This is a genomic window from Reyranella sp. GW821-FHT12G01 (assembly GCF_058806575.1).
The window spans coordinates 2,818,786-2,845,222 of the sequence record NZ_JBXAPV010000001.1 but is presented as its reverse complement, the minus strand read 5'-3'; the positions used below and the strand labels follow the sequence as shown (position 1 = coordinate 2,845,222).

The following is a 26,437-nucleotide window of genomic DNA, read 5'->3' as shown; positions in this document are numbered from 1 at the left end:
GAGCGATCGCAGGAAGCCTCTGACCCCTCTGTCGGCCGCATTGCGGCCGACAGAAGAGACGCGCCTTGCCCCAAGGCGACCTGCTGCCCTAGGTTTAATTCCAACAAAGTCGAAATAACGAGCTGCACCGCAGCCGCCGACGGGATGAAAGGGTAGAACGATGGACGTTCAGTACGTAGCGCCGAAAACGCTCGATGAAGCGGTTCGGGCATTCGCCGCGGCCGCAGGCTCCGGCCGGATCCTGGCCGGCGGCACCGACCTGCTGGTCCAGATGCGCAACGGGGTCGTCACGCCCGGCACGATCATCGACATCAAGAAGATCGGCGAACTGACCTCGATCGAGGAGACGAAAGACGGAGGCTTCCGGGTCGGCGCCGCCGTCTCGGGGATGGTGCTGCGCGAGCATCCCAGGCTCAGCAAGGTCTGGCCGGGTGTCGTCGAGGCCGCCAACCTGATCGGCTCCACCCAGGTGCAGGGCCGCGCCACGGCCGGCGGCAACCTGTGCAACGGCTCGCCCGCCGGCGACAGCGTGCCCGCCATGGTCGCGGCCGGCGCCATCGTCGTCATCCAGGGGCCGAATGGCCGTCGCGAGCTTCCCGTCGAGAAGGTGCCGAAAGGGCCGGGCCGCCTCAATCTCGAAGCCGGCGAGATCGTCGTTTGCTTCAACCTGCCGCCGCGCGCGAAGGGATCGAGCGACGCCTACCTGCGCATGATCCCTCGCACTGAGATGGACATCGCCGTCGTGGGCTGCGGCGTCAGCCTGACGCTCGACAAGGGAACCTGCACCGCCGCGCGTGTCGGCCTGGGCGCCGTCGCGCCGACCGTCCTGCTGGTCGAGGAGGCTGCGAAGGCGCTGATCGGCTCGAAGCTCGATGAGGCGGCTCTGGCCAAGGCTGCGGCCGCCTGCAGTGCCGCCTGCCGCCCGATCGACGACAAGCGCGGCACCATCGCCTACCGCACCAAGGTCGCCGGCGTCCTGCTGAAGCGCACCGCACTCATCGCCGCCGAACGCGCGGGAGGAAAGTAAGACCATGGCCAAGCTCCACGTCACCACCACGATCAACGGCGAACCGCAGGAATACCTCTGCGATGCCGAGCAGAGCATGCTCGACGTGCTGCGCGGGCCGCTCGGCCTGACCGGCGCTAAGGAAGGCTGCGGCACCGGCGACTGCGGCGCCTGTACCATCACCGTGAACGGCCGCATCGTCTGCTCGTGCCTGATGCTGGCGGCCGAGGCCGAGGGCCAGAAGATCGGTACCATCGAGGGCATGGCCGGCGAGGAGCTGCATCCGCTGCAGCAGAAGTTCCTCGAGTCCGCCGCTCTCCAGTGCGGCATCTGCACGCCGGGCGTGCTGATGGCCGCGCGCGCCTTGCTGGAAAAGAATCCCGATCCGACCGAGCACGAGGTTCGCTTCTGGCTGGCCGGAAACCTGTGCCGCTGCACGGGCTACGACAAGATCATCCGCGCCGTGATGGATACCGCCGCCGACATGAGGGCCGCACGATGAGCACCAACTCTCCCGACACCGCCAACGACAACAAGTGGATCGGCAAGCGCACGGTCCGTCCCGACGGCGCCGACAAGGTAACGGGTCGTGCGGCCTATGCCGCTGACACGACCATGCCCGGCATGATCTGGGGCAAGGTGCTGCGCAGCCCGCATCCGCATGCGCGCATCAAGTCGATCGATACCAGTAAGGCCGAGGCCTATCCCGGCGTGAAGGCCGTGATGACGGCCAAGGACATCGTGAACTTCCCGCTCGATAAGTCCGTGATGCTGGGCATTCAGGACATGCGCTGGATGTGCCGCAACGTCATGGCGCGCGAGAAGGCGCTGTTTGCCGGTCATCCGGTCGCGGCGGTCGCGGCGATGTCGGAGAAGATCGCGGCGGAAGCCTGCAAGCTGATCGAGGTCGAGTACGAGGTGCTGCCCTTCGTGATCGACGTCGAGGAGGCGATGAAGCCCGACGCACCGATCCTGCACGACTTCATCAAGTTCAAGGACAAGCCCTCGAACATCGCGGGCACCCTGGAGCACAAGCTGGGCGACATCGGCGAAGGCTTCGCCAGGGCCGACGTCGTCATCGAGCGCAGCTTCCGAACCCAGCCGGTGCACCAAGGCTACATCGAGCCGCATGCCTGCCTGGTCAGCGTCTCCGACGGCAAGGCCACGATCTGGAGCTCGAGCCAGGGCCAGTTCATGGTCCGCGCCATGTGCGCCTATCTGACGGGCCTCCCGCAGAACGACATCCGCGCCATCCCCGCCGAGATCGGTGGCGGCTTCGGCGGCAAGACCATCATCTACCTCGAGCCGCTGGCGCTGATCCTCGCCAAGAAGTCCGGCCGTCCGGTGAAGATGACGATGACGCGCGGCGAGGTGTTCCACGCCTCGGGTCCGACCTCGGGCTCCTACAGCAAGGTCAAGCTGGGCGCGACCAAGGACGGCAAGCTGCTGGCCGCACAAGGCACCTTCTGCCTGCAGGCTGGCGCACTGCCGGGCTCGCCCATTCGCGGCGCGGCCGGCTGCGCCTTCGCGCCCTACGACATCCCGAACGTTCATTCGTTCGGCTACGACGTGGTGTCCAACCGCTCGAAGGTCGCGGCCTATCGCGCGCCGGGCGCCCCGATCGGCGCCTATGGCGTCGAATGCGTCATGGATGAGCTGGCCGAAGCGCTGAAGCTGGATCCGCTCGATTTCCGCCTGAAGAACGCCGCGAAGCAGGGTACCAAAGCCGCGCACGGCCCGGTCTTCCCGCGCATCGGCTTTGTCGAGACGATCGAAGAGGCGAAGAAGCACGCGCACTATACAACGCCGCTGCCCAAGGCCGGGAAGGGCATGCTGTATGGCCGCGGCGTCGCCTCCGGCTTCTGGTTCAACGCCGGCGGCGAATCGAGCGCACAGGTGAATATCAACGAGGACGGCACCGTCGTCGTGATCACCGGCCATCCCGACATCGGCGGCTCCCGCGCCTCGACGGCCAACATCACCGCCGAGCTTTTGGGCATCGACTACAAGAAGGTCTCGGTGCTGATCGGCGACACCAGCGTCATCGGCTTCAGCAACCTGACCGGCGGCAGCCGCGTGACCTACGCCTCGGCCATGGTCGTGACTCACTCGACGGAGCGGGTGATCACCCAGCTTCGCGAGCGGGCCGCCAAGATCTGGAAGATCGATCCCGACGCGGTCGTCTGGGAGAACGGCGAGGCCCGTCCGGCCGGCGACAATGCCGGCAAGTTCGAGCCGCTCAGCCTCGGCCAGATCGCGGCACAGGCAAGCGCCACCGGCGGCCCGATCGGCGCCGGCCAGCAGCTCAACACGACGGGTGCCGAAGGCGGATTCGCCACGCATGTCTGCGACGTCGAGGTCGATCCCGATCTCGGCATCGTGCGTGTGCTGCGCTACACGGCCTTCCAGGACGTCGGCCGCGCCATCCATCCGAGCTACGTCGAGGGCCAGATCCAGGGCGGCGCCGCGCAGGGCATCGGCTGGGCGCTGAGTGAGGAGTACATCTTCAACAAGGACGGCAAGCTCGATAACCCGAGCTTCCTCGACTATCGCATGCCCGTCTGTTCGGACCTGCCCATGCTCGATTCGGTGATCCTCGAGATCCCGAACCCCAAGCACCCGCAGGGCGTTCGCGGCGTCGGCGAGGTGCCGCTGGTACCGCCGCTGGCTGCTGTTTCGAATGCCATCTACGACGCGCTCGGCCGGCGCTTCTACAGCCTGCCGATGTCGCCGCCGAAGGTGCTGGCGGCGATGGAGCTTGCGGCCGCCGAATAGCATGGACGGCGGTCGTCGAGGGGCGGCCGCCTGCACTGCAAACCGCGTTTAGCTCTGCATTTTCGGGGCGTGGCGGCTGGTCGAAAGCTGGTCCTACAATGAGCCGTCTGGCTTTTTGGGGGACAGAATGCCGACAGATGCCGACACCGGGGGAGGTGCGTCGGGCGGTCCGACTCCGCCGTCGCCGCCGACAGCTTCCTCTTCGAATCTGAAGCCGCGTCCGACCGCATTCCAGGCCTTTGAAGGCCTCGCGAAGTGGCTCGATGTCGTGCGCAAGATCGCCGTCTCGGTGGTGGTGATCGTCGCTGTCTCCATCGTCACCATTCTGGTCATCCGCGAGACGCGCAAGCAGGCGCTCGCCATCGATCCGGTCATCGTCGAACTGCTCGATCTCAAAGAGGCCATGACGCCGGAACTGGCGGCGCAGAGCCTGGCCAAGCACCTCGACGCCATCCAGCGCAGCGGCGCCACCGAGTGGAGAAAGCTTTACGTCGACCATTCATCGAGCCCCATCGATCTCCAGATTCCCGGCGTACCGTTCACCATGCGCGCGGGCATGCGCGAGGTCGCCTCGCTGTTCGGCAAGTCGCGCACGACCATCCAGGCATCGGTCGTATCGCGGCGGACGTCTCCCGCCCTGGCCGCCTCGGTCTACGTCGTCGGCGATCCGGCGGGGCGTGCCTCGTGCGAGTCCTATGCCGACGCCAGCGGCATGGACCGCCTTCTCGAATGCGTCGCGCTCGAGGTGATGACTTTCGTCGACCCGAAGGTCGCCGCGTCCTACGTCTTCAATATCGAGAAGGAACAGTGCAAGGACCTCGATGCGGAGAAGCGGGCCGACGAGGACGAGACGACGCAGGAGATGCGCCGCCTCAAGAAGCGCCGGGTGGCGTGCGGCTTCGACCGCACGCGGTCGCTGATCGCCAAGGCGCTTGATCGCGGCCGGCCCGACGATCGGCCCTGGGTCTCCTATGTCTACGGCCGGGTCCATATGGCGCGCGCGATCGCGCTGGCCGGCATCGATCGCGAAGACCAGCTCAGCGAACTCGATCAGGCGATCGGCCGCTTCACTGGCGCAACGATCGAGCTCAACAACGCGCCCAGCGCCGTGGCGACCCTGTTCGAAGCCTATGTGATGAAAGGGACGCTGATCCACGAAGCCACGACGACGATGAAGTGGCAGAGCGATCCCGGCTCGCCGATGCAGTATCAACTCTACCTGGCCGGGGCGACGTTCAAGGATGCCGAGGAAAACCTGAAGAAGATCCCCGCGAACCGCACGCCGGAGCTGCATGCGCTGGTGAAGGGCTTCGAAGGGCAGCTCTACTATCGCCTCTGGATGATCAAGGCCCACCAGCGCACGCAGAAGGGACTGGTGACCGTCGCCGACAAGAAGGACGCCGGTGAAATCGCGCTGCTGCAACGCTCGAACCAGAGTTACGAGGCAGCCGCGAGATACGAGCCCACGGCGGTTCTCCTGACGCATTGGGGCAATACCCTGCGCGCCCTGCACAAGTTCGAGGATGCGGCCAGCCGATACCAGCAGGCGGCCGATCTGGCACCCGACTGGTATGCGCCGCGGATCAATGTGGCGATCGCCTATCTCGACCGCGTCGAGCATGCCGAAAAGCAGCCGTCGGTCATCGACGTTCTGTATGCGCTGGGATCCTCTTCGGACTATCTGGGATGGGTGTCGGGTGGCGATCCGCTGGAGAGTTTCCTCTCGCGGATCGACCGCGCGCTCGCGAGGACGGGCGTCCCGGAAGAGCAGAAGATCTATCAGGCCTGCCGGCCGGCAACGCCACGCGGCGACTACGACAAGATGGTCTACGTCACCAACGCCAAGCAATGCATCGACAAGGTGATAACCGCGGTGAACCTGCGGGCGGCGAGCCAGCCGCGGCCGGTTCTCAAAGGCGGCTGAACGGGCGTCGCCGCTCGCCGCGACCGACCTACTGGCGGGTTTGCGCCACCAGCGCTTCGTCGCCGGCGATCCATTCGCCGTTCATCGTGCACGATGGCATCGCGAGCTGGATCAGCGCTTCGCCGTGCGCCTCGGGCGGCGTCTGCTGGGCCTCGTCCTCGCCCGGGAAGGCCTCGCGGCGCATGAAGGTGCGGGTCGGGCCGGGGTTGAAGAGGTTCACCTTCAGCGGCGTGTGCGCGACCTCGGCGGCATAGATGCCGACCATCATGTCGAGCGCGGCCTTGCTGGTGGCGTAGGCGCCCCAGTAGGGCAGGATGCGACGCGAAGCGCCCGACGTGACGAAGATCGCGCGACCGGCGTCGGAGCGGCGCAGCAGCGGGTCCATCGAACGGATCAGGCGCCAGTTGGCGGTGACGTTCACCGCGAGCACCTGCTCGAACACCTTGGGTTCGAAATGGCCCATCGGCGACAGCGTGCCCAGGATGCCGGCATTGCCCAGCAGCACGTCGAGGCGGCCGAAGCGCTCGTACAGCGCCTGGCCCAGCCGGTCGATGCCGGGGCCGTCGGTGATGTCGAGCGGCACCAGGGTCGCCGAGCCGCCGATCGCCTTGATCTTGTCGTCGACCTCCTCGAGACCGCCGACGGTGCGAGCGACCAGCACGCAGTGCGCGCCCTCGGCCGCGTAGGCGAGCGCCGCTGCAGCGCCGAGGCCGCGCGAGGCGCCGGTGATCAGCGCGATGCGCCCGGCGAGACGGCCGACGGCAGCTTCGGTCATGGCTTGGAACTCAGGCGGATTCGACGAGAAGGGAGAGCTGGCGGTCGTCGGCGCCGGTCACGTCGTCGAGCGCGATCGGGTAGTCGCCGGTGAAGCAGGCATCGCAGAAGGCGGGATCGGCAGAGTTGCGGCCGCCCGGCAGGCCCATGGCGCGATAAAGCCCGTCGATCGAGACGAAGGCGAGCGAATCGACGCCGATGAACTTCGCCATGCCGGCGACGTCGTAGCGGGAGGCCAGCAACTTGTCCTTGTCCGGCGTGTCGATGCCGTAGAAGCAGGGGTCGGTGGTCGGCGGCGCCGCGATGCGCATGTGCACTTCCTTGGCGCCGGCATTGCGCACCATCTCGACGATCTTCATCGAGGTCGTGCCGCGGACGATCGAATCGTCGACCAGGATCACGCGCTTGCCCTCGATATGGGCGCGGTTGGCGTTGTGCTTCAGGCGCACGCCGAGATGGCGGATGTGGTCGGCCGGCTCGATGAAGGTGCGGCCGACATAGTGGTTGCGGATGATGCCCAGCTCGAATGGCAGGCCTGATTGCGCGGCATAGCCGATCGCGGCGGGCACGCCGGAGTCCGGCACCGGGACGACGACGTCGGCCGGGACGGGGCTTTCCTTGGCCAGCTCTATGCCGATCCGCTTGCGGGCGTCATAGACGCCGACGCCCTCGACCTTCGAATCCGGCCGCGCGAAGTAGATGTGCTCGAACACGCAGAAGCGGCGCTTCTGCTTGGCGAAGGGCTTGATGGACCTGAGGCCGTTACCGTCGACGATCACGATCTCGCCCGGTTCGACGTCGCGCACGAAGCGGGCGCCGATGATGTCCAGCGCACAGCTCTCGGAAGTCAGGATCCAGGCATCGTCCAGCTTGCCGATCACCAGCGGCCGCACGCCCATCGGGTCGCGAACGCCCAGCAGAGCCTCGTTGGTCAGCAGCAGGAGGGAGTACGCGCCCTTGACCCGGCCCAGCGCATCGATCAGCCGGTCGACGACGGTCGAGTAGTTCGACCGGGCGATCAGGTGGTTGATGACTTCGGTGTCGGTGGTCGATTGGAACAGGCAGCCGATGCGGACCAGCTCCTTGCGGAGGAGGTACGCGTTAGTGAGATTGCCGTTATGCGCGAGCGCCAGGCCGCCGAAGTCGAAATCGGCGAAGATCGGCTGGATGTTGCGGTCCGAGGAGCCGCCGGTCGTGGCGTAGCGATTGTGGCCGATCGCCGAGTAGCCGACCAACTTTTCCATGATGGCCTGGGTGCCGAAGATGTCTCCGACGAGGCCGGCGGCGCGGTGATTGTGGAAGAGGCGACCGTCGAAAGTGACGATTCCAGAGGCTTCCTGGCCACGATGCTGCAGGGCATGCAGGCCCAGTGCGCTGTGAGCGGCGGCATCTGACGTCCCGTAGATGCCGAACAACGCACATTCCTCGTGAAACTTGTCGAGGTCGTCTTCGGAGCGTTTCGGGGTGCTGTGCACGGCGGGGTTATAGCTGGGGTGTCGCCCCGAAGCTATCAAGGATAACTCACTGCGGCGGTTTGGTTTCCCCAGGCGTCGCCGGCGCCGTTTCGGCGGGGGTGGGCGCGGCGCGCGGCGCCGTCGACGGCGGAATCACGCCACTTTCCATGCCCGGACGCTGCAGGCGATTTCGGAAGCCGGTCGGCAGATGAGGCTCCACGAAGGTCGCCATCTCGCGGATCATGGGAAAACTCGCGGCGCCCTCGACCGCGGGCGGCAGCGCGCGCGGACCCAGATAGCCGTAGAACAGGAAGGCCGTGCCCATGGCGACCCAGGCGCACAGCACGCCAAAACCCGCTCCCAGGATCTTGTCGGGCTTGCCCAGCGGGCTGGAGCGGATCGAGCGGGAAAGGACGCTGGTCAGCATGATCAGCACGATCAGTGCGCCTACGAAGACCGTCAGCAGGGAGATGAAATAGGCGAGTTCTGTGCTGCCGACGAGCTTCTCGATCTCGGGCTGGACCACCGGCGAGAAGCGCCAGGCGACCCATCCGGCGCCGATCCAGGAGGCGATGAAGAGGACGGCATGCGCGAACCCGGTGGACATGCCGATGGCCGCTCCAAACACGGCGATGGCGATCACGGCGACATCGAAAACGGTAATACCAAGCTGCTCCATCGATCCCGTTCTCTCTGCCCTAGTCCTGATCCTGATCGCGTCGGCGGTCGCCGGATCCGTCACCGGACCCTTCGCGCCGGCCACGTTTTAGAGGCCGGTCAGCCGGTTGGAAACGCGCCACAAGGTCCGATAGATGCTCGATTTCGTCAATGGCGATGCCCTCCGGCGCACGCGGGGCAGGCCCCGAGCCACTGCGGACCTGGGGGATAAGCGCGCTGCGAAAACCGAGCTTGGCGGCCTCGCGCAAACGCGCCTCGCGCTGGCCGACCGGCCTGACCTCGCCGCCGAGGCCGATCTCGCCGAACACGACCATGTCGCCCGGTACCTGCTCGTCGGCCAGCGACGAAATGACCGCCGCCGCCACCGCGAGGTCCGCAGCCGGCTCGCCGATCCGCAGTCCACCCGCCACATTCAGGTAGACGTCGTTGGCGCCCACCGTGACGCCGCAGCGCGCCTCAAGCACGGCCAGCACCATCGCCAGCCGGTTCGAATCCCACCCGACCACGGCGCGGCGCGGCGTGGCCAGGGAAGAGGGGCTGACCAGCGCCTGGATCTCCACGAGGAGGGGGCGCGTGCCCTCGATGCCGGCGAAGACACAGGTGCCTGAGACGTGGCCACGGCGATCCGCCAGGAACAGGGCCGAGGGATTGGCGACGTCGGACAGGCCGCGGTCGGACATCTCGAAGACGCCGATCTCGTCGGTCGGGCCGAAGCGGTTCTTGACGGTGCGCAGGATGCGGAACTGGTGCCCGCGCTCGCCCTCGAAATAGAGGACCGTGTCGACCATGTGCTCGAGCACGCGGGGCCCGGCGATGGCGCCATCCTTGGTGACGTGCCCGACCAGCAGCACGGCAATGCCACGCCGCTTGGCGAGTTCGACCAGCGCCTGCGCCGAGGCCCTGACCTGAGTGACAGTGCCGGGCGTCGAATCGACCGTGTCGAGCCACATCGTCTGGATCGAATCGATGACCGCGACCTTGGGTGCATCCGCCCGTTCCAGCGAGGCCACGATGTCGCGGACCGACGTGGCCGCGACGAGCTGGACCGGCGCATCGGCGAGACCCAGTCGCTCGGCGCGCAGGCGCACCTGATCGACGGCTTCTTCGCCGGAGATGTAGGCGCAGGCCGTGTTCTGCCGGGCAAGTGCTACCGCCATCTGCAGCAGCAGTGTCGACTTGCCGATACCGGGATCGCCGCCGATCAGCAGCGCGGAGCCCACGACCAGTCCGCCGCCGCACACCCGGTCGAATTCGTTGATGCCGCTCTTCAGGCGGGGTGGTTGAGGCGTCGAGCCGGTCAGGCCGGTGAATTCGAGCAGCCGGCCCTTGCCGCCGCGCGCAAGACCGCCTCCCGCGGGACCCGGCGCGGGCGCCGCTTCCTCGACGATGGTGTTCCATTCGCCGCACGATTCGCAGCGGCCGCTCCACTTGCTGGTGACGGAGCCGCACGCCTGGCAAACGTAGCGCTTGAGCGGGCGCGCCACGCCTAGAGGCTCCGGACCTGCATCCGGATCGGACCCTCGGCCCGGCCATTGATGAACTGGTCGACATGGGCATTGCCCGAGCGGTCGATGTCGGCGACCGGGCCCTGCCAGATCAGCTTGCCTTCGTGGAGCATGGCGATCCGATGGCCGATCTTGCGGGCGCTTGCCATGTCGTGGGTGATCGAGACGGCTGTGGCGCCGAGATCGCTGACGCACTTCACGATCAGATCGTTGATGACGTCGGCCATGATCGGATCGAGCCCGGTTGTGGGCTCGTCGAAGAAGATGATCTCGGGCTCACGTGCGATCGCGCGGGCGAGCGCCACGCGCTTCTGCATGCCGCCCGAGAGTTCCGAGGGGAAGAGATCGCCGATCTCCGGGCTGAGGCCCACGGCGCCCAGCTTGGCGATGGCGACCTCGCGGGCCTGTCCCGGCGCCATGCCGTCGCTCTGGATGGGGCCGAAGGCGACGTTCTCCCAGACCTTCAGTGAATCGAACAGCGCACCACCCTGGAACAGCATGCCGAACTTGCGCATGACGCGTGCCCGGCTGCGATCGGTGAGGTCGCTCGTTTCCTCGTTCTCGATCTTGATCGAGCCGTTGTCGGGAGACAGCAGGCCCAGGATGCACTTCAGCAACACCGACTTGCCGGTGCCCGAGCCGCCGATCACGACCATCGATTCGCCGGGTGCCACGTCGAGCTCGATGCCCTGAAGCACCTTCTTCGGGCCGAAGGCCTTGGTGACGCCGCGCAGCGAGATCTTGGGAGACGACATGGGCAGGGCGGTCAGCGCGCGAAGAAGGCTTCGGTGATGAAGTAGTTGAACGTCAGGATCAGGATCGAGGCGGAAACCACCGCGCTGGTGGTTGCCATGCCGACGCCCTGGGCGCCGCCACGCGACGTGTAGCCGTGGTAGCAGCCCATCAGGGTGATCAGGAAGCCGAACACGGCGGCCTTCACGAGCCCTGAGAAGACGTCCTGGAACTGCAGGAAATCCATCGTGTTGCGCAGGTAGGCCGCGTCGTTGAAGTCGAGCTTGTAGACGCCGACCAGGAAGCCGCCAAACACACCGATGATGTCGGCGATCAGCACCAGGAAGGGCAGGGTGAGCACGCCGGCGATCAGGCGCGGCACGACGAGATATTTGAATGGGTCGGTCGAGAGCGTGGTGAGCGCATCGATCTGTTCGGTGACGCGCATGGTGCCGATCTCGGCCGCCATCGCGGCGCCGACCCGGCCCGCGACCATGAGGCCCGCCAGCACCGGGCCCAGCTCGCGGGTCAGCGAGACCACGACGACGTTGGGGATGGCGCTTTCGGCAGAGAAGCGCGCGAAGCCGGTGTAGCTCTGCAGCGCCAGCACCATGCCGGTGAAGATCGCGGTGAGGCCGACCACGGGCAGCGAGTAGTAGCCGATCTCGATGATCTGCCGGAGGATCTGTCGATGATAGTAGGGCGGCTGCAGGCCCTGCCGGATTGCCTTGAAGGCGAAGGCCGTGACGTTGCCGATCGCTTCCAGGAGGGCGAGCGTCATCCGCCCCAGGATGGTGAACAGGGGAATGGTCACGCCGGTTCTCCCGTTTCGTCCGCCGGCGCATCGGCATAGCCGTCGACATAGGCGCGGTGATAGCGCCGGCCGAGCGCCGTCATGATCTCGTAGGCGTTGGTCCGGGCATGGTCGGCGAGGTCATCCGGCGTGAGATGAGGGCCCAGCACCTCGACCATGGCGCCGGGCTGGCACAGGGCTTCGGGCACGTCGGTCACGTCGATGGTCACGAGGTCCATGGAGATGCGGCCGATTACGGGCACGTTGTGTCCGGCGAGGTGCACGAAGGTGCGGTTGACGAGGTTACGGAAATAGCCGTCCGCATATCCCAGCGCAATCGTGGCAATCCGGCTGGGTCGGGCCGAGCGCCAGGCGCCGCCATAGCCCACCGTCTGGAAGGCATCGATCCGCCGTGTCTGCAGGATGTGGGCGTGCAGGGTCACGACCGGCAGCATCGGATTCGACTGGCCGGGCAGGGGATTGATGCCATAGAGCGCAGCGCCCGGGCGCAGCAGGTCGAAATGGAAGTCAGGGCCCAGGAAGATGCCCGAGGAGTTGGCGAGCGAGGTCGGCGCGCCCGGCATGGCCCGCACGAAGGTGCGGAAACGCGAAAGCTGCTCGCCATTGACGGGATTGGAGGTTTCCTCGGCAGCCACCAGGTGGCTCATGATCAGGGCGAGCCGCAGGCCGCGCAGCCGGCCGCGCTCGTTGATCAGGACCTGTGCATCCTCCGCGCCGAAACCCAGCCGGTGCATGCCGGTGTCGAGATGGACCACGGCGTCGAGCGCCTGATTGAAGCGCTGGGCCGCCGCCCGCCAGGCGTTGAGCTGGGCCAGGTGATTGAGCGCCGGGGTGAGGCGGTGCTCCACGAAATCGCCCTCGGTGCCGGGCAGCAGGCCGTTCAGCACATAGATCGGCGGCTCCGGCAGTACGCGGCGCAGCGCGATGCCCTCGTCGATATGGGCCACGAAGAACTGCCGGCAGCCCTCGGCCGCCAGCCGTGGTCCCACGATGGCCGCACCGGTCCCATAGGCATCGGCCTTCAGGACGGCGGCGCAGTCGACCGGTCGTCCGGTGGCCCGTCCGGCATCGCGCAGACCGCGCCAGTTGGCTGCGATGGCGCCGAGGTCGATCGAGAGGATCGCGCCGGCCCGTCGCGCCGCATCGTCATCGGCAGGAATTGACACGCCGCGACCTTAGAACGCCGACACCGGTTCGTCAGCAACACCATCGAGGTTGCCGAACTTCGTGAACTGGCCTTCGAACGACAGACGCACGATGCCTGTAGGACCGTGACGCTGCTTGGCCACGATGACCTCGGCCTTGCCGTAGGTCAGTTCGCAGCGCTGCTTCCAGTCGTCATGGCGTTCGTTGAACTTCTGGTCGCTTTCCTCGGCGCGGCGCGCGGGCTCCGCACGCGTCAGGTAGTATTCTTCACGGTAGACGAACATGACGACGTCGGCGTCCTGTTCGATCGACCCCGATTCACGAAGGTCGGCAAGCTGGGGACGCTTGTCTTCGCGCTGCTCGACGGCGCGGGAGAGCTGTGACAGCGCGATCACCGGCACGTCGAGTTCCTTGGCGAGCGTCTTCAGGCCGCGGGTGATTTCCGAGACCTCCTGCACGCGGTTCTCCTGCCGGCTCTTGCCCGACGGATTGAGGAGCTGGAGGTAGTCGACGATGATCAGGCCAAGACCGTGCGTCCGCTTCAGCCGGCGGGCGCGGGTACGCAACGCGGCGATCGAGAGAGCGGGCGTATCGTCGATGAAGAAGTTGAGGTGCTCGAGTTCCTGGCTGACATGCAGCACCCTGTCGAACTCGGTGCTGTTCAGCTCGCCTCTGCGGATCTTCTCCGAGGAGAGTTCGGCCTGCTCCGAAAGCATACGGGTGGCGAGCTGCTCGGCGGACATTTCGAGCGAGAAGAAGCCGACCACTGCGCCGTCCACCGCTTTCGGGTGACCGTCAACGATGTCCTCCCGGTAGGACTTCGCCGCATGGAAGGCGATGTTGGTGGCCAAAGCCGTCTTTCCCATCGACGGTCGGCCCGCGAGGATCAGAAGGTCGGACCTGTGCAGGCCGCCCAGCAACTGGTCGAGGTTGAACAGGCCAGTGGCCACACCGGTGAGCTTGCCCTCGCGATGATACGCGGCCTCGGCTGCGGTCGTGGCTTCGGTCAGGGCCATGCGGAACGGCTTGAAGCCGCCCTCGGTCTGACCGGTCGTTGCGAGATCGTAGAGCTTCTTTTCGGCGACCTCGATCTGCTGCAGCGCGGTCTCGTCGACGTCGCCGGAGAAAGCGCCGTTCACGACGTTTTCGCCGAGGTCGATGAGCTGGCGGCGCAGGTAGAGATCGTGCACGGCGCGGCCGAAGGCGGCGGCGTCGATCACGTGCACGGAGGCCGCGGCGAGGCGCGCGAGATAGGCCGCACCGCCGGCTTCCTTCATTGCCGGGTCCTGCTCGACATAGGTCTTGAGCGTGACGGCGCTCACGACCTGTCCGCGCTCGATCAGGCGGGTCAGGGAATCGAAGAGCTTGCCGTGCGACGGATCGGCGAAATGCTCGGGGCGCAGGAACTCGGCCACGCGCTGATAGGCGGCGTTGTTCACGAGGATGGCGCCGAGCAGGGCCTGCTCCGCCTCGAAATTGTGCGGCGGCTCGCGCAGGCGCGTGTCTTCCGCGCCGGGCAGACGGGTGACGTTCGAGGACTCTTTAAGCGGCTCCATCACATTGTCTTTGCGCTCAAGACGAGAGGGGTGCCACCAAACAATCGGGCCGACCCTCCGAGTGTAAGGAGGATCAGGTGGATACTACCACTCCCGTGTTCTTAAGGCGTTCCCTGTGAGGCGACATCCTATCTCCAGCGCACGCTGACCACGGGGCCTGCGAATCGCCCACCGACAGAATTAACTAACGGTAATTGTTAATAAAATGCATTTGAATTGCGATTCTTCACACCGAATGATATCGGGCCACTGATAGTCATTCGCAGTGGAGGAAGTCGTGAAAAGACGTGCGCTCGTGAAGACCGGCCTGGCCTTTGGTTCCGGCATTTTCATTGCCCGGCAGGCTTGGGCGCAGGCGGGAACGCTCAACCTCTATTCCGCCCGCCACTACAATACCGATGAAGCGCTGTACGAAGATTTCACGAAGCAGACCGGCGTGAAGATCAACCGTGTCGACGCCGAGCCCGATCCGCTGGTGCAGCGCCTGCGCACCGAAGGCGACAAGAGCCCGTGCGATGTGCTGATCACCACCGATGCCGGCCGCATCGAGCGGGCGCGTGAGATGGGCCTGCTGCAGCCGGTCAATTCGGCCGTGCTGGCGAAGGCCGTTCCGGCGCACCTGCGCGATCCTGACAACAACTGGTTCGGCTTCTCCAAGCGCGCCCGCGTGATCTTCTACAACAAGGAGAAGGTGACGGCGGCCGATGCACCGAAGACCTACGAGGCGCTGGCCGATCCGAAGTGGAAGGGCCAGATCCTGATCCGCCCGTCGGGTCACATCTACAATCAATCGCTGGTCGGCTCACTGCTGGCAGCGCTCGGACCGGAGAAGACCGAGGCGTGGGCCAAGGGCGTTGCGGCCAACCTCGCGCGTCCGCCGCGGGGTGGCGACACCGACCAGCTCAAGGGCGCGGCCGCCGGCGAGGCGATGCTCGCGGTGTCCAACACCTACTATTACGTGAACCTGCTGCGCTCGAAGAAGCCGGAGGACCGCGAGGTCGCCGCCAAGCTCGGCATCGTGTTCCCCGACCAGGCCGGTCGCGGCACCCACGTGAACATCAGCGGCGGCGCCGTGGCCAAGTACGCGCCCAACAAGGACGCCGCCGTGAAGTTCCTCGAGTACCTGGTTTCGCCGGGCGCCCAGCGCTACTTCGCCGAGGGCAACTCGGAGTTCCCGGTGGTGGCCGGCGTCGAGCTGTCGCCCGAGCTGAAGTCGCTCGGCACCTTCAAGGAAGACCAGCTCAACGCCCGGGTGTTCGCGCAGAACAACGCCGAGGCGCTGAAGATCATGGACCGGGCGGGCTGGAAGTAAGCTGCCCGCGAGCCGGTGATCCCGCGGCCACCGCGCGGCTGAGCAGGATCACCGGCACCAGCGACACGAGAACGATCACGATCGCGCCGACGGCCGCCTGGGCAAGGCGCTCGTCGGAGGCGAACCGGAAGACGCCGACCGCCAGCGTGTCGAAATTGAATGGCCGGATCAGCAGCGTCGCCGGCAACTCCTTCAGCACTTCGACGAAAGCGATGATGCCGGCCGTCAGGGCTGGCGCGCGCAGCATCGGCAGATGGATGTAGCGCAGCACCTGGCGGGGCTTTGCGCCCAGCACGCGCGCGCTCGCGTCCATCGCGGGATCGATCGCCGCAAGGCCCGGCGCGATGTTGGCCATGCCGACGGCCAGGAAGCGGACTGTGTAGGCCGTCAGCAGCGCAAAGGCGGTGCCGCTCAGCAACAGCCCGGTCGGCAGGCCGAACAGGCCGCGCGACACGAGGTCGATGCCGTGGTCGGCCACGGCAAGCGGCAGCAGGATGCCGACGGCGATGACGGCGCCGGGAATGGCGTAGCCCAGCGACGCGAACACGATCGTGCGGTCGAGCGAGCGCCGCTGCACCAGGCGCCCGGCATAGCTCAGGAACAGCGCCAATCCGACGATGATGGCGGCAGCCAGCGAGGCCAGGATCAGGCTGTTGATGCCATCACCGATGAAACGATGGTCCGCCATCGTGGTGCCCGAGGTCAGCGCAAGCTGGGCGAGGTGAAGGGTCGGCAGCAGGAAGCCCAGCAGGACGGGAAGAGCGCAGGCCACCATGGCGGCAAGTGCCGCGCGCCGCGACAGCGTGACCGGCTCGCCGCGGTGGCGCAGGTTCGAGGCGATGGCGAAGCTCGCGCGGCCGCGCGAATGGCGTTCGAGCAGGATCAGCACGATGGCGATAGCGATCAGGATCAGCGAGATCTGCGCCGCGCCTTCGCGGTTACCCATCCCGTACCAGGTTCGATAGATCGCCGTCGTGAAGGTGTGAACGCCGTAATATTGGACGGTGCCGAAGTCGGCGAGCGTCTCGAGCAGGGCGAGCGCCGCGCCGGCGGCAATGGCGGGACGCGCGAGCGGCAGGCCGATACGCAGGAAGGTCCGCCACGGGCCGTTGCCGAGAATGCGGCTCGCCTCGAGCAGGGCCTGCGATTGCGTCAGGAAGGAAGCGCGTGCGGCGAGATAGACGTAGGGATAGAGGACCAGCGTGAACAGGAACGCGACGCCCGCTGCAGAGCCTAAGTCGGGGAACCAGTAGTCGGCGCGCGACCAGCCCGTGGCGCCTCGCAATCCGGACTGTAGAGGTCCTGCGAAGGCCATCAGGTCGGCGTAGGCATAGCCGATGATGTAGGTCGGTAGGACCAGCGGCAGCAGCAGCGCCCATTGCAGCAGGCGGACGCCGGGGAAACGGCAGGTCGTCACCAGCCAGGCGGTGCCGGTTCCGATCACGACCGTACCGATGCCGACGCCGAGCAGCAGCACGATGGTGTTGCCGACGATGTCGGGCAATTGCGTCTCGGCGAGGTGACGCCAGAGTTCGCCTTGTGAGGTGAAGAGGCTGGAGGCGATGCCGAGCAGGGGCAGCGCCACTACCGCGGCGACCAGAAAAGCGCCCAGCCGCCAGATCACGGGTTCACCAAAAGAAAACGCATGCCATCGCGGTGCGATGACATGCGTTCGAAGAGATGCGCAGTGCCTGTCGGCACGCGGTTACTTCTGGTCGGCTGGCGCTTCCTCGGCCGCGGCCTCGGCAGTCTCGCCTTCGCCCTCGGCGGGCTCGGCCGACTTGGCCTCGAACAGCGCGGCGGCCTGGTCGGCCGCACGCTGCGCGGCTTCCGCCGCTTCCATCTGCGCACGCTCGGTCTCGGCGACCAGCTTGCCGCCCTTGGCGAGGAACTCGGCCTCGTCGGCGGAGCGGGCAACCAGCACCGAGATCTCGACCACGACTTCCGCATGGAGGTGGATCTTGATCTTGTGCTCGCCCAGCGCCTTGATCGGCTTGTCCAGTTCGACCTGGCTGCGCTCGATCTTCACACCTTGCGTGGCAGCGCCGTCGGCGATGTCGCGCGAGGTGACCGAACCGTAGAGCTGGAGCGCTTCGGACGCCTGACGGATGAGGACGACCTTGAGGTCGCTCATCTTGGCGCCGACCGCTTCGGCTTCCTGGCGGCGCTCGAGGTTCTGCGCCTCGAGGACCTTACGCTGCGATTCGAAGTAGGTGATGTTGTCCTTGGTCGCGCGCAGCGCCTTCTTCTGCGGCAGGAGGAAGTTGCGGGCGAAGCCGGGCTTCACCTTCACAACGTCGCCCATCTGGCCGAGCTTCGGCACGCGCTCGAGCAGGATGACGTTCATCGGCATGATTGCGTCTCCCGATTAGGCGATGAGGTAGGGCAGGAGAGCCAGGAAGCGGGCGCGCTTGATCGCCTGGGCGAGCTCACGCTGCTTCTTGGCCGAGACCGCCGAGATGCGGCTCGGAACGATCTTGCCGCGCTCGGAAACGAAGCGCTGCAGAAGGCGCACGTCCTTGTAGTCGATCTTCGGCGCGTTGGCGCCGGAGAACGGGCAGCTCTTGCGGCGGCGGGTGAACGGACGACGCTGGGCGCTCATGCTTCTTCTCCCGTTTCAGCAGCGGCCGGGGCGGGACCGCCCTCGTCACCGAAGCGCGGACGCTCGCGACGCGGCGGGCGATCGCCCCAGCGGTCGCCACGATCGCCGCCCGGACGGTCGGACTTCTCGGCGCTGCGCACCATGATGGCCGACGGCGCTTCCTCGAGCTCGTCGACGCGCACGGTCATGTAGCGGATGATGTCTTCGTTGATCGACATCGTACGCTCCAGCTCCTTCACCGCCGCCGCGGGGGCGTCGATGTTGAGCAGGGTGTAGTGACCCTTGCGGTTCTTCTTGATGCGGTAGGTCAGCGAACGCAGGCCCCAGTACTCCTTCTTGGAGACGGTGCCGCCCAGGCTGGTGACCAGTTCGGAGAACTGGGTGGTCAGAGCCTCCACCTGCGTCGTCGCAACGTCCTGACGCGCAATGAAGACATTCTCGTAGAGTGCCATGTAGATTCGGCTCCTTATGGCTGTTAGCGACCCGGAGTTCCGAGGAACCGGCCGGATCTAGCCGCCCCATCGCGGAATGCATCGGGGCGGCAAGGAGATCGGGGCCGATTCAGGCCCCGAAGAGGGGCGGTTATACAGGCCAGCGCCCCGAAAGCAAGGCATTCCCGGTGCGGCTTGACTGCGTCCGGCACCCCGGTATGACTGCCGCAATTCTAGCCGAAATCAGGGGAAAACGCGCATGAGTCGGGCTTTTGTCTTTCCGGGACAGGGATCGCAGGCGGTCGGCATGGGAGTCGACCTCGCCGGTGCCTTCGCCACCGCCCGGGACGTTTTCGGCGAAGTCGACGAGGCGCTGAAGCAGAATCTCTCCAAATTGATGCGGGAAGGGCCGGAAAGCGACCTGGTCCTGACCGAGAACGCCCAGCCGGCCCTGATGGCGGTCAGTGTCGCGGTCGTCCGGATCCTGGAAAAGGACGGCGGCAAGCCGCTGCCGGCGATGGCTGCCTACGTCGCGGGCCATTCCCTCGGCGAATACTCCGCCTTGGCCGCGGCCGGCGCGCTGACGCTTTCGGATGCCGCACGGCTCCTGAAGCTGCGCGGACAGTCGATGCAGAAAGCGGTGCCGGTGGGTGTCGGCGCGATGGCCGCGCTGCTGGGCATCGAACTCGAGCCCGCTCAGGAAGCCTGCAAGGAAGCAGCGCAGGGCGAGGTCGTCGCGGTCGCCAACGACAATGGCGGCGGCCAGATCGTCGTCAGCGGCCACAAGGAAGCGGTCGAGCGCACCATCGAGGCAGCCAAGGCCAAGGGTTGCAAGCGCGGCATGCTGCTGCCGGTGAGCGCGCCCTTCCATTGCCCGCTGATGCAGCCGGCGGCCGACGCGATGAAGGTCGCGCTCGAGGAAGTGACGCTGATGCCGCCGCGCGTGCCGCTGGTGTCGAATGTGCTTGCATCCGAGCTCAGCGATCCCAACTCCATCAAACAGCGGCTGGTGGAACAGGTCACCGGTCTCGTCCGCTGGCGGGAGAGCGTGCAATATATGAAGGCGAGGGGCGTGGACGCGCTTGTCGAGTGTGGCACCGGCAAGGTCCTGTCGGGTCTGGTGAAGCGCATCGACAAGGACATGACGGGCCTCGCGCTGAACACGCCGGCCGATATCGAAGCCTTTTTGAAGACGGTTTGAGGAGAGTGCCATGTTCGATCTGACCGGCAAGGCAGCTCTCGTGACCGGTGCGTCCGGCGGCATCGGCGGCGCCATCGCGCGTGCACTGCACAAGCAGGGTGCAACCGTGACGCTGTCGGGCACTCGCGCCGAGGCGCTGGAGAAGCTCAAGGGCGAACTCGGCGAGCGCGCGCATGTCGTCGCCGCCAAGATGGACGATCCGGCCGACATCGACCGGTTGGCCAAGGAAGCCGAAGCCGCGATGGGCGGCAAGCTCGACATCCTGGTGAACAACGCCGGCATCACGCGCGACAACATCTCGATGCGCATGAAGGACGAGGAGTGGGAGAAGGTCCTGCAGGTGAACCTCACCGGCACCTTCCGTCTCACCCGGGCTGCGATGCGCGGGATGATGAAGCGGCGGTTCGGCCGCGTCATCAACATCACCTCGATCGTGGGCGTCACCGGCAATCCCGGACAGGCGAACTACGCCGCGGCCAAGGCCGGACTGATCGGCATGTCGAAGTCGCTGGCCCAGGAGCTGGCGTCGCGCGGCATCACCGTGAACTGTCTCGCGCCGGGCTTCATTGCCACGCCGATGACCGACGTGCTGACCGACGACCAGAAGAAGACCATCCTGGGCCGCGTGCCCGCCGACCGGCTCGGCTCGCCCGAGGAGATTGCGGCCGGTGTGGTCTATCTCGCGAGCGACGAAGCCGCTTATGTCACCGGCCAGACCCTGCACATCAACGGCGGGATGGCGATGATCTGAGGGTAAAGGCTGCAAGTGCCTGATTTTGTGGGCTTTTCGGACCTAGCCAATGGCACGGCAGCTATGTTAAGAGCCCGGCATTCGCCGACCCCCTTCGGCGGCCGGGATTTTTTGGATACACGGAAGGACAAGAAAATGAGCGATATTGCCGAGCGCGTTAAGAAGATCGTCGTTGAGCATCTCGGCGTCGAGGCCGCTCAGGTCAAGGAAGAGGCCAAGTTCATCGACGATCTGGGCGCGGACAGCCTCGACACGGTCGAGCTCGTGATGGCGTTCGAGGAAGAGTTCGGCATCGAGATTCCCGACGACGCCGCCGAGAAGATCCAGACCGTCGGCGACGCGATCGGCTTCATCAAGGGCAACGCGAAGTCCTGATCTCCACCGGTTCCTGCAAGAAGGAAGGCGGAAGATGAGGCGAGTTGTCGTAACCGGCATGGGTATGGTCACGCCGTTGGGTGACGGCGTCGACACGAACTGGCGTCGCCTGATGGCGGCCGAGTCCGGTATCCGGTCGATCCAGGCTTTCGATACATCCGACCTCGCGACCAAGATCGCGGGCGAAGTCCCCCAGGGCGACAAGGCGAACGGCCACTTCAACGTGGACGATTACCTTGCGCCCAAGGAGCAGCGGAAGCTCGACAAGTTCATCGTCTTCGGAATCGCGGCCGCCCAGCAGGCGGTCGAGGATTCCGGCTGGGCGCCGCAGGACGAGGAAGGTCTCACGCGGACCGGAGTCATGATCGGCTCCGGCATCGGTGGCCTGCAGACGATCTACGAGACGTCGCTGGTGCTGAAGGAGCGGGGGCCACGTCGCGTCAGTCCGTTCTTCATTCCCTCGGCGCTGATCAACCTGGTCTCCGGCCAGGTCTCGATCAAATACGGCTTCAAGGGTCCGAACCATGCCGTCGTCACCGCCTGCGCCACCGGTGCGCATGCGATCGGCGATGCGGCGCGGCTGATCCAGTTCGACGATGCCGATGTCATGGTGGCGGGCGGCGCCGAAGCTGCGATCTGCCGGATCGGCATCGCGGGCTTCAACGCCTGCAAGGCGCTGTCGACCGACTTCAACGACACGCCGACCCAGGCTTCGCGTCCGTGGGACAAGAAGCGCGACGGCTTCGTGATGGGTGAAGGCGCGGGCTGTGTCGTGCTCGAGGAATACGAGCATGCCAAGAAGCGCGGCGCCAAGATCTACGCCGAAATCCTGGGCTATGGCCTGTCGGGTGACGCCTATCACATCACGGCGCCCTCCGAGGATGGCGATGGCGCGATGCGGGCGATGAAGGCGGCGCTGAAGCGTGCCAATCTCGGCACCGACCAGATCGACTATGTGAATGCCCATGGCACGTCCACCATGGCCGACGTGATCGAACTCGGCGCCGTGAAGCGCACGTTCGGTCAAGACGCCTACAAGCTGTCGATGTCGTCGACCAAGTCGGCGACGGGACATCTGCTGGGTGCCGCGGGCGCGATCGAAGCGATCTACTCGATCAAGTCGCTGATCGAGCAGGCGGTTCCGCCGACGCTCAATCTCGACGAGCCGGACGAGGGTTGTGACATCGACCTGGTTCCCAAGCAGGCGAAGCAGCGCAAGGTCCGCTACGCGCTCAGCAATTCGTTCGGATTTGGCGGCACAAACGCGGCCCTGATCGTCGGGCCAGCCTGAACATCGGGAGCTGAGTCATGCTCAGCTACTTCCGCTGGGTTCTCTTCTTCATCGCGTTGTTCGCGACCGTCATGGGTGGCTCGGTCTATGTCGGCCACGCCATCCTCACGGCGCAGGGACCGCTCGAAAAGACGAAGAACATCGTGATCCCGCGCGGCGCCGGGCCGACCACCATGTCCAAGCTGCTGCAGGAAGAGGGCGTGATCGCCCATCCGCGCCTGTTCCGCGTGGCCCTGATGATCGATCCGTCGCCCAAGCCCATCAAGGCGGGCGAGTACGAAGTGCCGGCCCATACCTCGATGCAGGCGCTCGTCGACCTCCTGCAGTCGGGCAAGGTGGTCCAGCGCCGCCTCACCATTCCAGAGGGCACGACGACGCCCGAGGTGCTGGAACTGGTGCGCAAGACCGAGGCGCTGACCGGCGACATCACGCTGGACGTGAAGGAGGGCGACCTCCTGCCCGAGACCTACTTCTATTCGCGCGACGACACCCGCGACGGGCTGCTGCTGCGCATGAAGGAGGCGATGGAGAAGACGCTCGACGACGCGTGGCGCAAGCGGGCCGCGGGGCTGCCGCTGGCCAACAAGCGCGAGGCGCTGATTCTCGCGTCGATGATCGAAAAGGAAACTGCGGTGCCCGCCGAGCGCACCAAGGTGGCGGCGGTGTTCATGAACCGCCTGCGCCGGCGCATGAAACTCGAGAGTGATCCCACGACCATCTACGGGCTGACCGAAGGCAAGGTGGCGCTGGGCCGCGATCTGACACGCGCCGACCTGCAGTCGAACACGCCGTTCAACACCTATGTGATCGCCGCCCTGCCGCGCGGGCCGATCTGCAATCCGGGCCGCGCCTCGATCGTGGCGGCGACCAATCCGGCGCGCGACCGCTCGCTGTATTTCGTGGCCGACGGACAGGGCGGGCACGCCTTCGCCAACACGCTGCTCGAACACAATCGCAACGTCGAGCGGTGGCGCCAGATCCAGCGCGAACGCGCGGAATCGCAGACCCAGACGCAGCAGCCGCAGACGCCGGCGCCACAGGCGCCGACGACCCGGCAGTAAGCCGTGCCGGCGCTCCTTCTGGCGCTCCTCATCCTGGCTGCCGTCGCTTTCGTCATCTTCTGGCTGGTGCGAGCCAATCCGTCGTCACTGGCCCGCGGCCTGCGCATCGTCATGGTGGTTCTGGGCGGCATTGGCGTGGGCGGCCTGTTGATCTTCGGCATGCGCTTCTTGCCCGGCCTCCTGCCGGAACTGATGGGACTGGCGGGTGTGGTCATCACGGCCTTGATCGCACGGGCCGTCCGGAACCGCCCGTCCGGCGGGTTCAGCTCGCCGGGGACCGGTCAGCGGACCCAGGTCAACACTGTGTTCCTGCAAGCCTGGATCGATCATGCGAGTGGCGATGTCGGCGGGACGGTGCTGGCCGGCCGGTTTGCCGGGCGGACGCTGGATGCCCTGACGGATGCCGAGCTTCTCGACCTGCGCTCTGAATGTGCGGCGGACGCCGATTCGCTACGTGTCCTCGAGGCCTATCTCGACCGGCGACTGGGCGTTGACTGGCGCAATGCGCAGAAGGCGCCGCCGCCCCGCGGGCCGCGTACCGACATGTCGCGCGAAGAGGCGCTGGCCGTGCTTGGCCTGACCGAAGGCGCCAGCGTCGACGACATTCGGGCCGCTCACCGCCGCCTGATCCAGCGCATGCATCCCGACGTGGGCGGCACGGCCGACCTTGCCGCGCGTATCAACCGCGCCAAGGACGTGCTGCTGGGTGGTTGATCTTGCCAGGGAGAGCGCTGACATGGCATCAAACGCGCCCCGTGGACCTTCTTGCCACGATCCTGTCAAATCATTGATTTTAATATACAATCCAGTCACTGAATGAACGAGGTCGATGAGCATGGCGCAGCGTGTCCGTAAAGCCGTCCTGCCGGTCGCCGGGTTGGGAACGAGGTTCCTGCCGGCCACCAAAGCCATGCCCAAGGAGATGCTGACGGTCGTCGACCGGCCGCTCATCCAGTACGCGGTGGAGGAATGCCTCGCCGCCGGCATCGAGGAATTCGTCTTCGTCTCGGGCCGCAACAAGGGCGCGCTGGAGGATCACTTCGATCACGCCTACGAGCTCGAGGCGACGCTGGAACAGCGCAAGAAGGCGCCGGAGCTGAAGCAGACCCAGGCCGCCACGATCAAGCCGGGCAATGCCATCTTCACGCGCCAGCAAAAGCCGCTCGGCCTCGGCCACGCGGTGTGGTGCGCGCGTCACTGGATCGGCGACGAGCCGTTCGCCGTGCTGCTGCCCGACGAACTCACGATCGACAAGCCGAGCTGCATCGGCCAGCTCGTGCAGGCACATGAGAAGACCGGCGGCAGCGTCGTCGCCGTGATGGAAGTGCCGCGCGAACAGACCAAGAGCTACGGCATCGCGGCGGTGAAGAACGAGAACGGCAACCTGTCGGAAATCACCGGCATGGTCGAGAAGCCGAAGCCCGAGGAAGCGCCGTCGAACCTGGCGCTGATCGGTCGCTACGTGCTGTTGCCGGAGGTGTTCGGCCATCTCGACCGGCACGAGACCGGCGCGGGCGGCGAGATCCAGCTTACCGACGCGATGGCGAAGATGATCGGCCAGAGCCCGTTCCACGCCCTGCGCTACGCCGGCCAGCGCTACGATTGCGGCAGCCGCATCGGCTTCCTCGAGGCCAATGTCGCTGTGGCGCTGCACCGCCCTGATACCACCACCGAGACGCGCGCTCTCCTGGGCCGTCTCCTGAAAGGCTGATTGAAATGCGTATTGCCATGATCGGATCCGGCTATGTCGGACTGGTCTCCGGGGCCTGTTTCGCCCAGTTCGGCCACGACGTGGTGTGCGTCGACAAGGAAGCAGCCAAGATCGAGCGGCTGCGCAATGGCGAGATCCCGATCTTCGAGCCCGGCCTCGACAGGCTGGTGGCCGACAATGCACGGGCCGGACGTCTCACCTTCAGCACCCAACTCAGCGACGCGGTGGGCAATGCCGATGCGGTGTTCATCGCCGTCGGAACGCCGACCCGGCGGGGCGATGGCCATGCCGACCTCACCTACGTCTATGCCGCGGCGGCCGAGATCGCCAAGGCGATCACCGGCTACACGGTGGTCGTCACCAAGTCGACCGTGCCGGTCGGCACCGGCCGTGAGGTCGCGCGCATCATCCGCGAAGCACGGCCGGGCGCTGAGTTCGACGTCGCGTCCAATCCGGAGTTCCTGCGCGAGGGCGCAGCGATCGAGGATTTCATGAAGCCCGATAGGGTCGTGATCGGCGTCGAGAGCCAGCGGGCGCGCGATGTGATGTCGGCCGTATACCGGCCGCTCAACCTGATCCAGACGCCGATGGTGTTCACCAACATCGAGACGGCCGAGGTGACCAAGTACGCGGGCAACGCGTTCCTCGCGACCAAGATCACCTTCATCAACGAGATCGCCGACCTCTGCGAGCGGGTGGGCGCCGACGTGCACGACGTGGCGCGCGGCATCGGTCTCGACGGCCGTATCGGTCGCAAGTTCCTGCATCCCGGTCCGGGCTTCGGTGGCTCCTGCTTCCCCAAGGACACGCTGGCACTGGCCTACACCGCACGCGAGGCCGACGCGCCGCAGACGATCGTCGAGCAGGTCATCCAGGTGAACAACAGCCGCAAGAAGAAGATGGCCCAGAAGGTCATCGATTTCTGCGGCGGCTCGGTCGCTGGCCTCACGATCGGTGTGCTGGGTCTCACCTTCAAGCCGAACACCGACGACATGCGCGATGCGCCGTCGCTCGACATCGTGCCGGCCCTGCAGGCGGCGGGCGGCAAGATCGTCGCGTTCGATCCCGAGGGCATGACCGAGGCGGGGCGTCTGATGAGCGACGTCACCTTCACCAAGACCGCCTACGAGGCGGCGACGGGGGCGGACGTGCTGGTGGTGATCACCGAATGGCACGAGTTCCGTGGCCTCGATCCGCGTCGCATCAAGGAAGTGATGCGCCAGCCGCGCATCGTTGACCTGCGCAACATCTTCGATCCCGGGGAAATGCGTACGCTCGGCTTCATCTACGAAGGCGTCGGCCGTCCCGGCCCGCGGTCCTGATTTTCCTCACGGCTTT

General features: G+C 66.2%; 25 protein-coding genes. 13 read left to right on the top strand and 12 right to left on the bottom strand.

From position 1 onward, the window contains the following. Nucleotides 1-160 precede the first annotated feature (160 nt). The 4 genes from AC1RP5_RS13740 to AC1RP5_RS13725 all read left to right on the top strand — a co-directional run bounded on the left by AC1RP5_RS13740 (nucleotide 161) and on the right by AC1RP5_RS13725 (nucleotide 5,705). Nucleotides 161-1,027 (top strand): FAD binding domain-containing protein, encoded by an 867-nt coding sequence (locus AC1RP5_RS13740; RefSeq protein ID WP_493111343.1) that lies wholly within the window; start codon nucleotides 161-163, stop codon nucleotides 1,025-1,027. A 4-nt stretch (nucleotides 1,028-1,031) separates the two neighbouring features. Next, complete coding sequence (locus AC1RP5_RS13735) at nucleotides 1,032-1,508, top strand: (2Fe-2S)-binding protein (RefSeq protein ID WP_493111342.1); 477 nt, start codon at nucleotides 1,032-1,034, stop codon at nucleotides 1,506-1,508. Continuing rightward, complete coding sequence (locus tag AC1RP5_RS13730; RefSeq protein WP_493111340.1) at nucleotides 1,505-3,781, top strand: xanthine dehydrogenase family protein molybdopterin-binding subunit; 2,277 nt, start codon at nucleotides 1,505-1,507, stop codon at nucleotides 3,779-3,781. The genes AC1RP5_RS13735 and AC1RP5_RS13730 overlap by 4 nt, the downstream gene beginning before the upstream one ends. Before the next feature lie 127 nt (nucleotides 3,782-3,908). Continuing rightward, a complete protein-coding gene (locus AC1RP5_RS13725; RefSeq protein WP_493111339.1) occupies nucleotides 3,909-5,705 on the top strand; it encodes a hypothetical protein in 1,797 nt (598 codons plus the stop codon). A 28-nt stretch (nucleotides 5,706-5,733) separates the two neighbouring features. On the opposite strand, the gene AC1RP5_RS13720 is transcribed toward AC1RP5_RS13725, so the two are convergent. The 8 genes from AC1RP5_RS13720 to AC1RP5_RS13685 are packed head-to-tail and all read right to left on the bottom strand — an operon-like array spanning nucleotide 5,734 to nucleotide 14,364. Next, on the bottom strand, nucleotides 5,734-6,480 hold the full coding sequence (locus AC1RP5_RS13720; protein WP_493111338.1) for an SDR family NAD(P)-dependent oxidoreductase: 747 nt from the start codon (nucleotides 6,478-6,480) through the stop codon (nucleotides 5,734-5,736). A gap of 10 nt (nucleotides 6,481-6,490) precedes the next feature. Continuing rightward, complete coding sequence (purF, locus tag AC1RP5_RS13715; RefSeq protein WP_493111337.1) at nucleotides 6,491-7,954, bottom strand: amidophosphoribosyltransferase; 1,464 nt, start codon at nucleotides 7,952-7,954, stop codon at nucleotides 6,491-6,493. 46 nt (nucleotides 7,955-8,000) lie between these two features. Then, the gene (locus AC1RP5_RS13710; protein ID WP_493111335.1) at nucleotides 8,001-8,612 is read right to left on the bottom strand and encodes a CvpA family protein; all 612 of its coding nucleotides are present in this window, start codon (nucleotides 8,610-8,612) and stop codon (nucleotides 8,001-8,003) included. Between the two features lie 19 nt (nucleotides 8,613-8,631). Beyond that, the gene (gene radA, locus AC1RP5_RS13705) at nucleotides 8,632-10,095 is read right to left on the bottom strand and encodes a DNA repair protein RadA (protein ID WP_493111334.1); all 1,464 of its coding nucleotides are present in this window, start codon (nucleotides 10,093-10,095) and stop codon (nucleotides 8,632-8,634) included. A 2-nt stretch (nucleotides 10,096-10,097) separates the two neighbouring features. Further along, nucleotides 10,098-10,871, bottom strand: a complete 774-nt coding sequence (locus tag AC1RP5_RS13700) for an ABC transporter ATP-binding protein (RefSeq protein WP_493111332.1) — start codon at nucleotides 10,869-10,871, stop codon at nucleotides 10,098-10,100. Nucleotides 10,872-10,882: 11 nt separating this feature from the next. Further along, nucleotides 10,883-11,662, bottom strand: a complete 780-nt coding sequence (locus AC1RP5_RS13695) for an MlaE family ABC transporter permease (protein ID WP_493111330.1) — start codon at nucleotides 11,660-11,662, stop codon at nucleotides 10,883-10,885. Next, nucleotides 11,659-12,828, bottom strand: coding sequence for an alanine racemase (alr, locus tag AC1RP5_RS13690; protein ID WP_493111328.1), 1,170 nt, complete (start codon nucleotides 12,826-12,828; stop codon nucleotides 11,659-11,661). The genes AC1RP5_RS13695 and alr overlap by 4 nt, the downstream gene beginning before the upstream one ends. A 9-nt stretch (nucleotides 12,829-12,837) precedes the next feature. Continuing rightward, nucleotides 12,838-14,364, bottom strand: a complete 1,527-nt coding sequence (locus AC1RP5_RS13685; protein ID WP_493111326.1) for a replicative DNA helicase — start codon at nucleotides 14,362-14,364, stop codon at nucleotides 12,838-12,840. A 277-nt stretch (nucleotides 14,365-14,641) separates the two neighbouring features. Between AC1RP5_RS13685 and AC1RP5_RS13680 the strand changes: the two genes are divergently transcribed. Further along, nucleotides 14,642-15,676 carry a Fe(3+) ABC transporter substrate-binding protein gene (locus tag AC1RP5_RS13680; protein WP_493111325.1) on the top strand — a complete coding sequence of 345 codons (1,035 nt, stop codon included), beginning with the start codon at nucleotides 14,642-14,644 and terminating at the stop codon, nucleotides 15,674-15,676. On the opposite strand, the gene AC1RP5_RS13675 is transcribed toward AC1RP5_RS13680, so the two are convergent. The 4 genes from AC1RP5_RS13675 to rpsF all read right to left on the bottom strand — a co-directional run bounded on the left by AC1RP5_RS13675 (nucleotide 15,651) and on the right by rpsF (nucleotide 18,730). Next, nucleotides 15,651-17,300 carry an ABC transporter permease gene (locus tag AC1RP5_RS13675; RefSeq protein ID WP_493111324.1) on the bottom strand — a complete coding sequence of 550 codons (1,650 nt, stop codon included), beginning with the start codon at nucleotides 17,298-17,300 and terminating at the stop codon, nucleotides 15,651-15,653. The two genes, AC1RP5_RS13680 and AC1RP5_RS13675, sit on opposite strands and share 26 nt — an antisense overlap. A gap of 81 nt (nucleotides 17,301-17,381) precedes the next feature. After that, nucleotides 17,382-18,023, bottom strand: a complete 642-nt coding sequence (gene rplI, locus AC1RP5_RS13670) for a 50S ribosomal protein L9 (RefSeq protein WP_493113360.1) — start codon at nucleotides 18,021-18,023, stop codon at nucleotides 17,382-17,384. Nucleotides 18,024-18,044: 21 nt separating this feature from the next. Then, nucleotides 18,045-18,278 carry a 30S ribosomal protein S18 gene (rpsR, locus tag AC1RP5_RS13665; protein WP_493111322.1) on the bottom strand — a complete coding sequence of 78 codons (234 nt, stop codon included), beginning with the start codon at nucleotides 18,276-18,278 and terminating at the stop codon, nucleotides 18,045-18,047. Then, the gene (gene rpsF / locus AC1RP5_RS13660; protein ID WP_493111321.1) at nucleotides 18,275-18,730 is read right to left on the bottom strand and encodes a 30S ribosomal protein S6; all 456 of its coding nucleotides are present in this window, start codon (nucleotides 18,728-18,730) and stop codon (nucleotides 18,275-18,277) included. Before rpsF ends, rpsR begins: the two co-directional genes overlap by 4 nt. Before the next feature lie 238 nt (nucleotides 18,731-18,968). On the opposite strand from rpsF, the gene fabD reads away from it, so the two are divergent. The 8 genes from fabD to AC1RP5_RS13620 all read left to right on the top strand — a co-directional run bounded on the left by fabD (nucleotide 18,969) and on the right by AC1RP5_RS13620 (nucleotide 26,421). Continuing rightward, nucleotides 18,969-19,910, top strand: coding sequence for an ACP S-malonyltransferase (gene fabD, locus AC1RP5_RS13655; RefSeq protein ID WP_493111319.1), 942 nt, complete (start codon nucleotides 18,969-18,971; stop codon nucleotides 19,908-19,910). Nucleotides 19,911-19,920: 10 nt separating this feature from the next. Beyond that, the gene (gene fabG / locus AC1RP5_RS13650) at nucleotides 19,921-20,661 is read left to right on the top strand and encodes a 3-oxoacyl-[acyl-carrier-protein] reductase (protein WP_493111317.1); all 741 of its coding nucleotides are present in this window, start codon (nucleotides 19,921-19,923) and stop codon (nucleotides 20,659-20,661) included. Nucleotides 20,662-20,796: 135 nt separating this feature from the next. Further along, a complete protein-coding gene (locus AC1RP5_RS13645) occupies nucleotides 20,797-21,036 on the top strand; it encodes an acyl carrier protein (RefSeq protein ID WP_068191947.1) in 240 nt (79 codons plus the stop codon). Nucleotides 21,037-21,070: 34 nt separating this feature from the next. Then, on the top strand, nucleotides 21,071-22,327 hold the full coding sequence (gene fabF / locus AC1RP5_RS13640) for a beta-ketoacyl-ACP synthase II (RefSeq protein ID WP_493111315.1): 1,257 nt from the start codon (nucleotides 21,071-21,073) through the stop codon (nucleotides 22,325-22,327). A 17-nt stretch (nucleotides 22,328-22,344) separates the two neighbouring features. After that, nucleotides 22,345-23,388: an endolytic transglycosylase MltG gene (mltG, locus tag AC1RP5_RS13635; protein WP_493111313.1), complete on the top strand. Its 1,044-nt coding sequence runs from the start codon at nucleotides 22,345-22,347 to the stop codon at nucleotides 23,386-23,388. Between the two features lie 3 nt (nucleotides 23,389-23,391). After that, entirely contained in the window at nucleotides 23,392-24,102 is a 711-nt protein-coding gene (locus AC1RP5_RS13630; RefSeq protein ID WP_493111311.1) for a J domain-containing protein, read from the top strand. 121 nt (nucleotides 24,103-24,223) lie between these two features. Then, nucleotides 24,224-25,099, top strand: coding sequence for a UTP--glucose-1-phosphate uridylyltransferase GalU (gene galU / locus AC1RP5_RS13625; RefSeq protein ID WP_493111309.1), 876 nt, complete (start codon nucleotides 24,224-24,226; stop codon nucleotides 25,097-25,099). A 5-nt stretch (nucleotides 25,100-25,104) separates the two neighbouring features. After that, nucleotides 25,105-26,421, top strand: coding sequence for a UDP-glucose dehydrogenase family protein (locus tag AC1RP5_RS13620; protein ID WP_493111307.1), 1,317 nt, complete (start codon nucleotides 25,105-25,107; stop codon nucleotides 26,419-26,421). Nucleotides 26,422-26,437 lie beyond the last annotated feature (16 nt).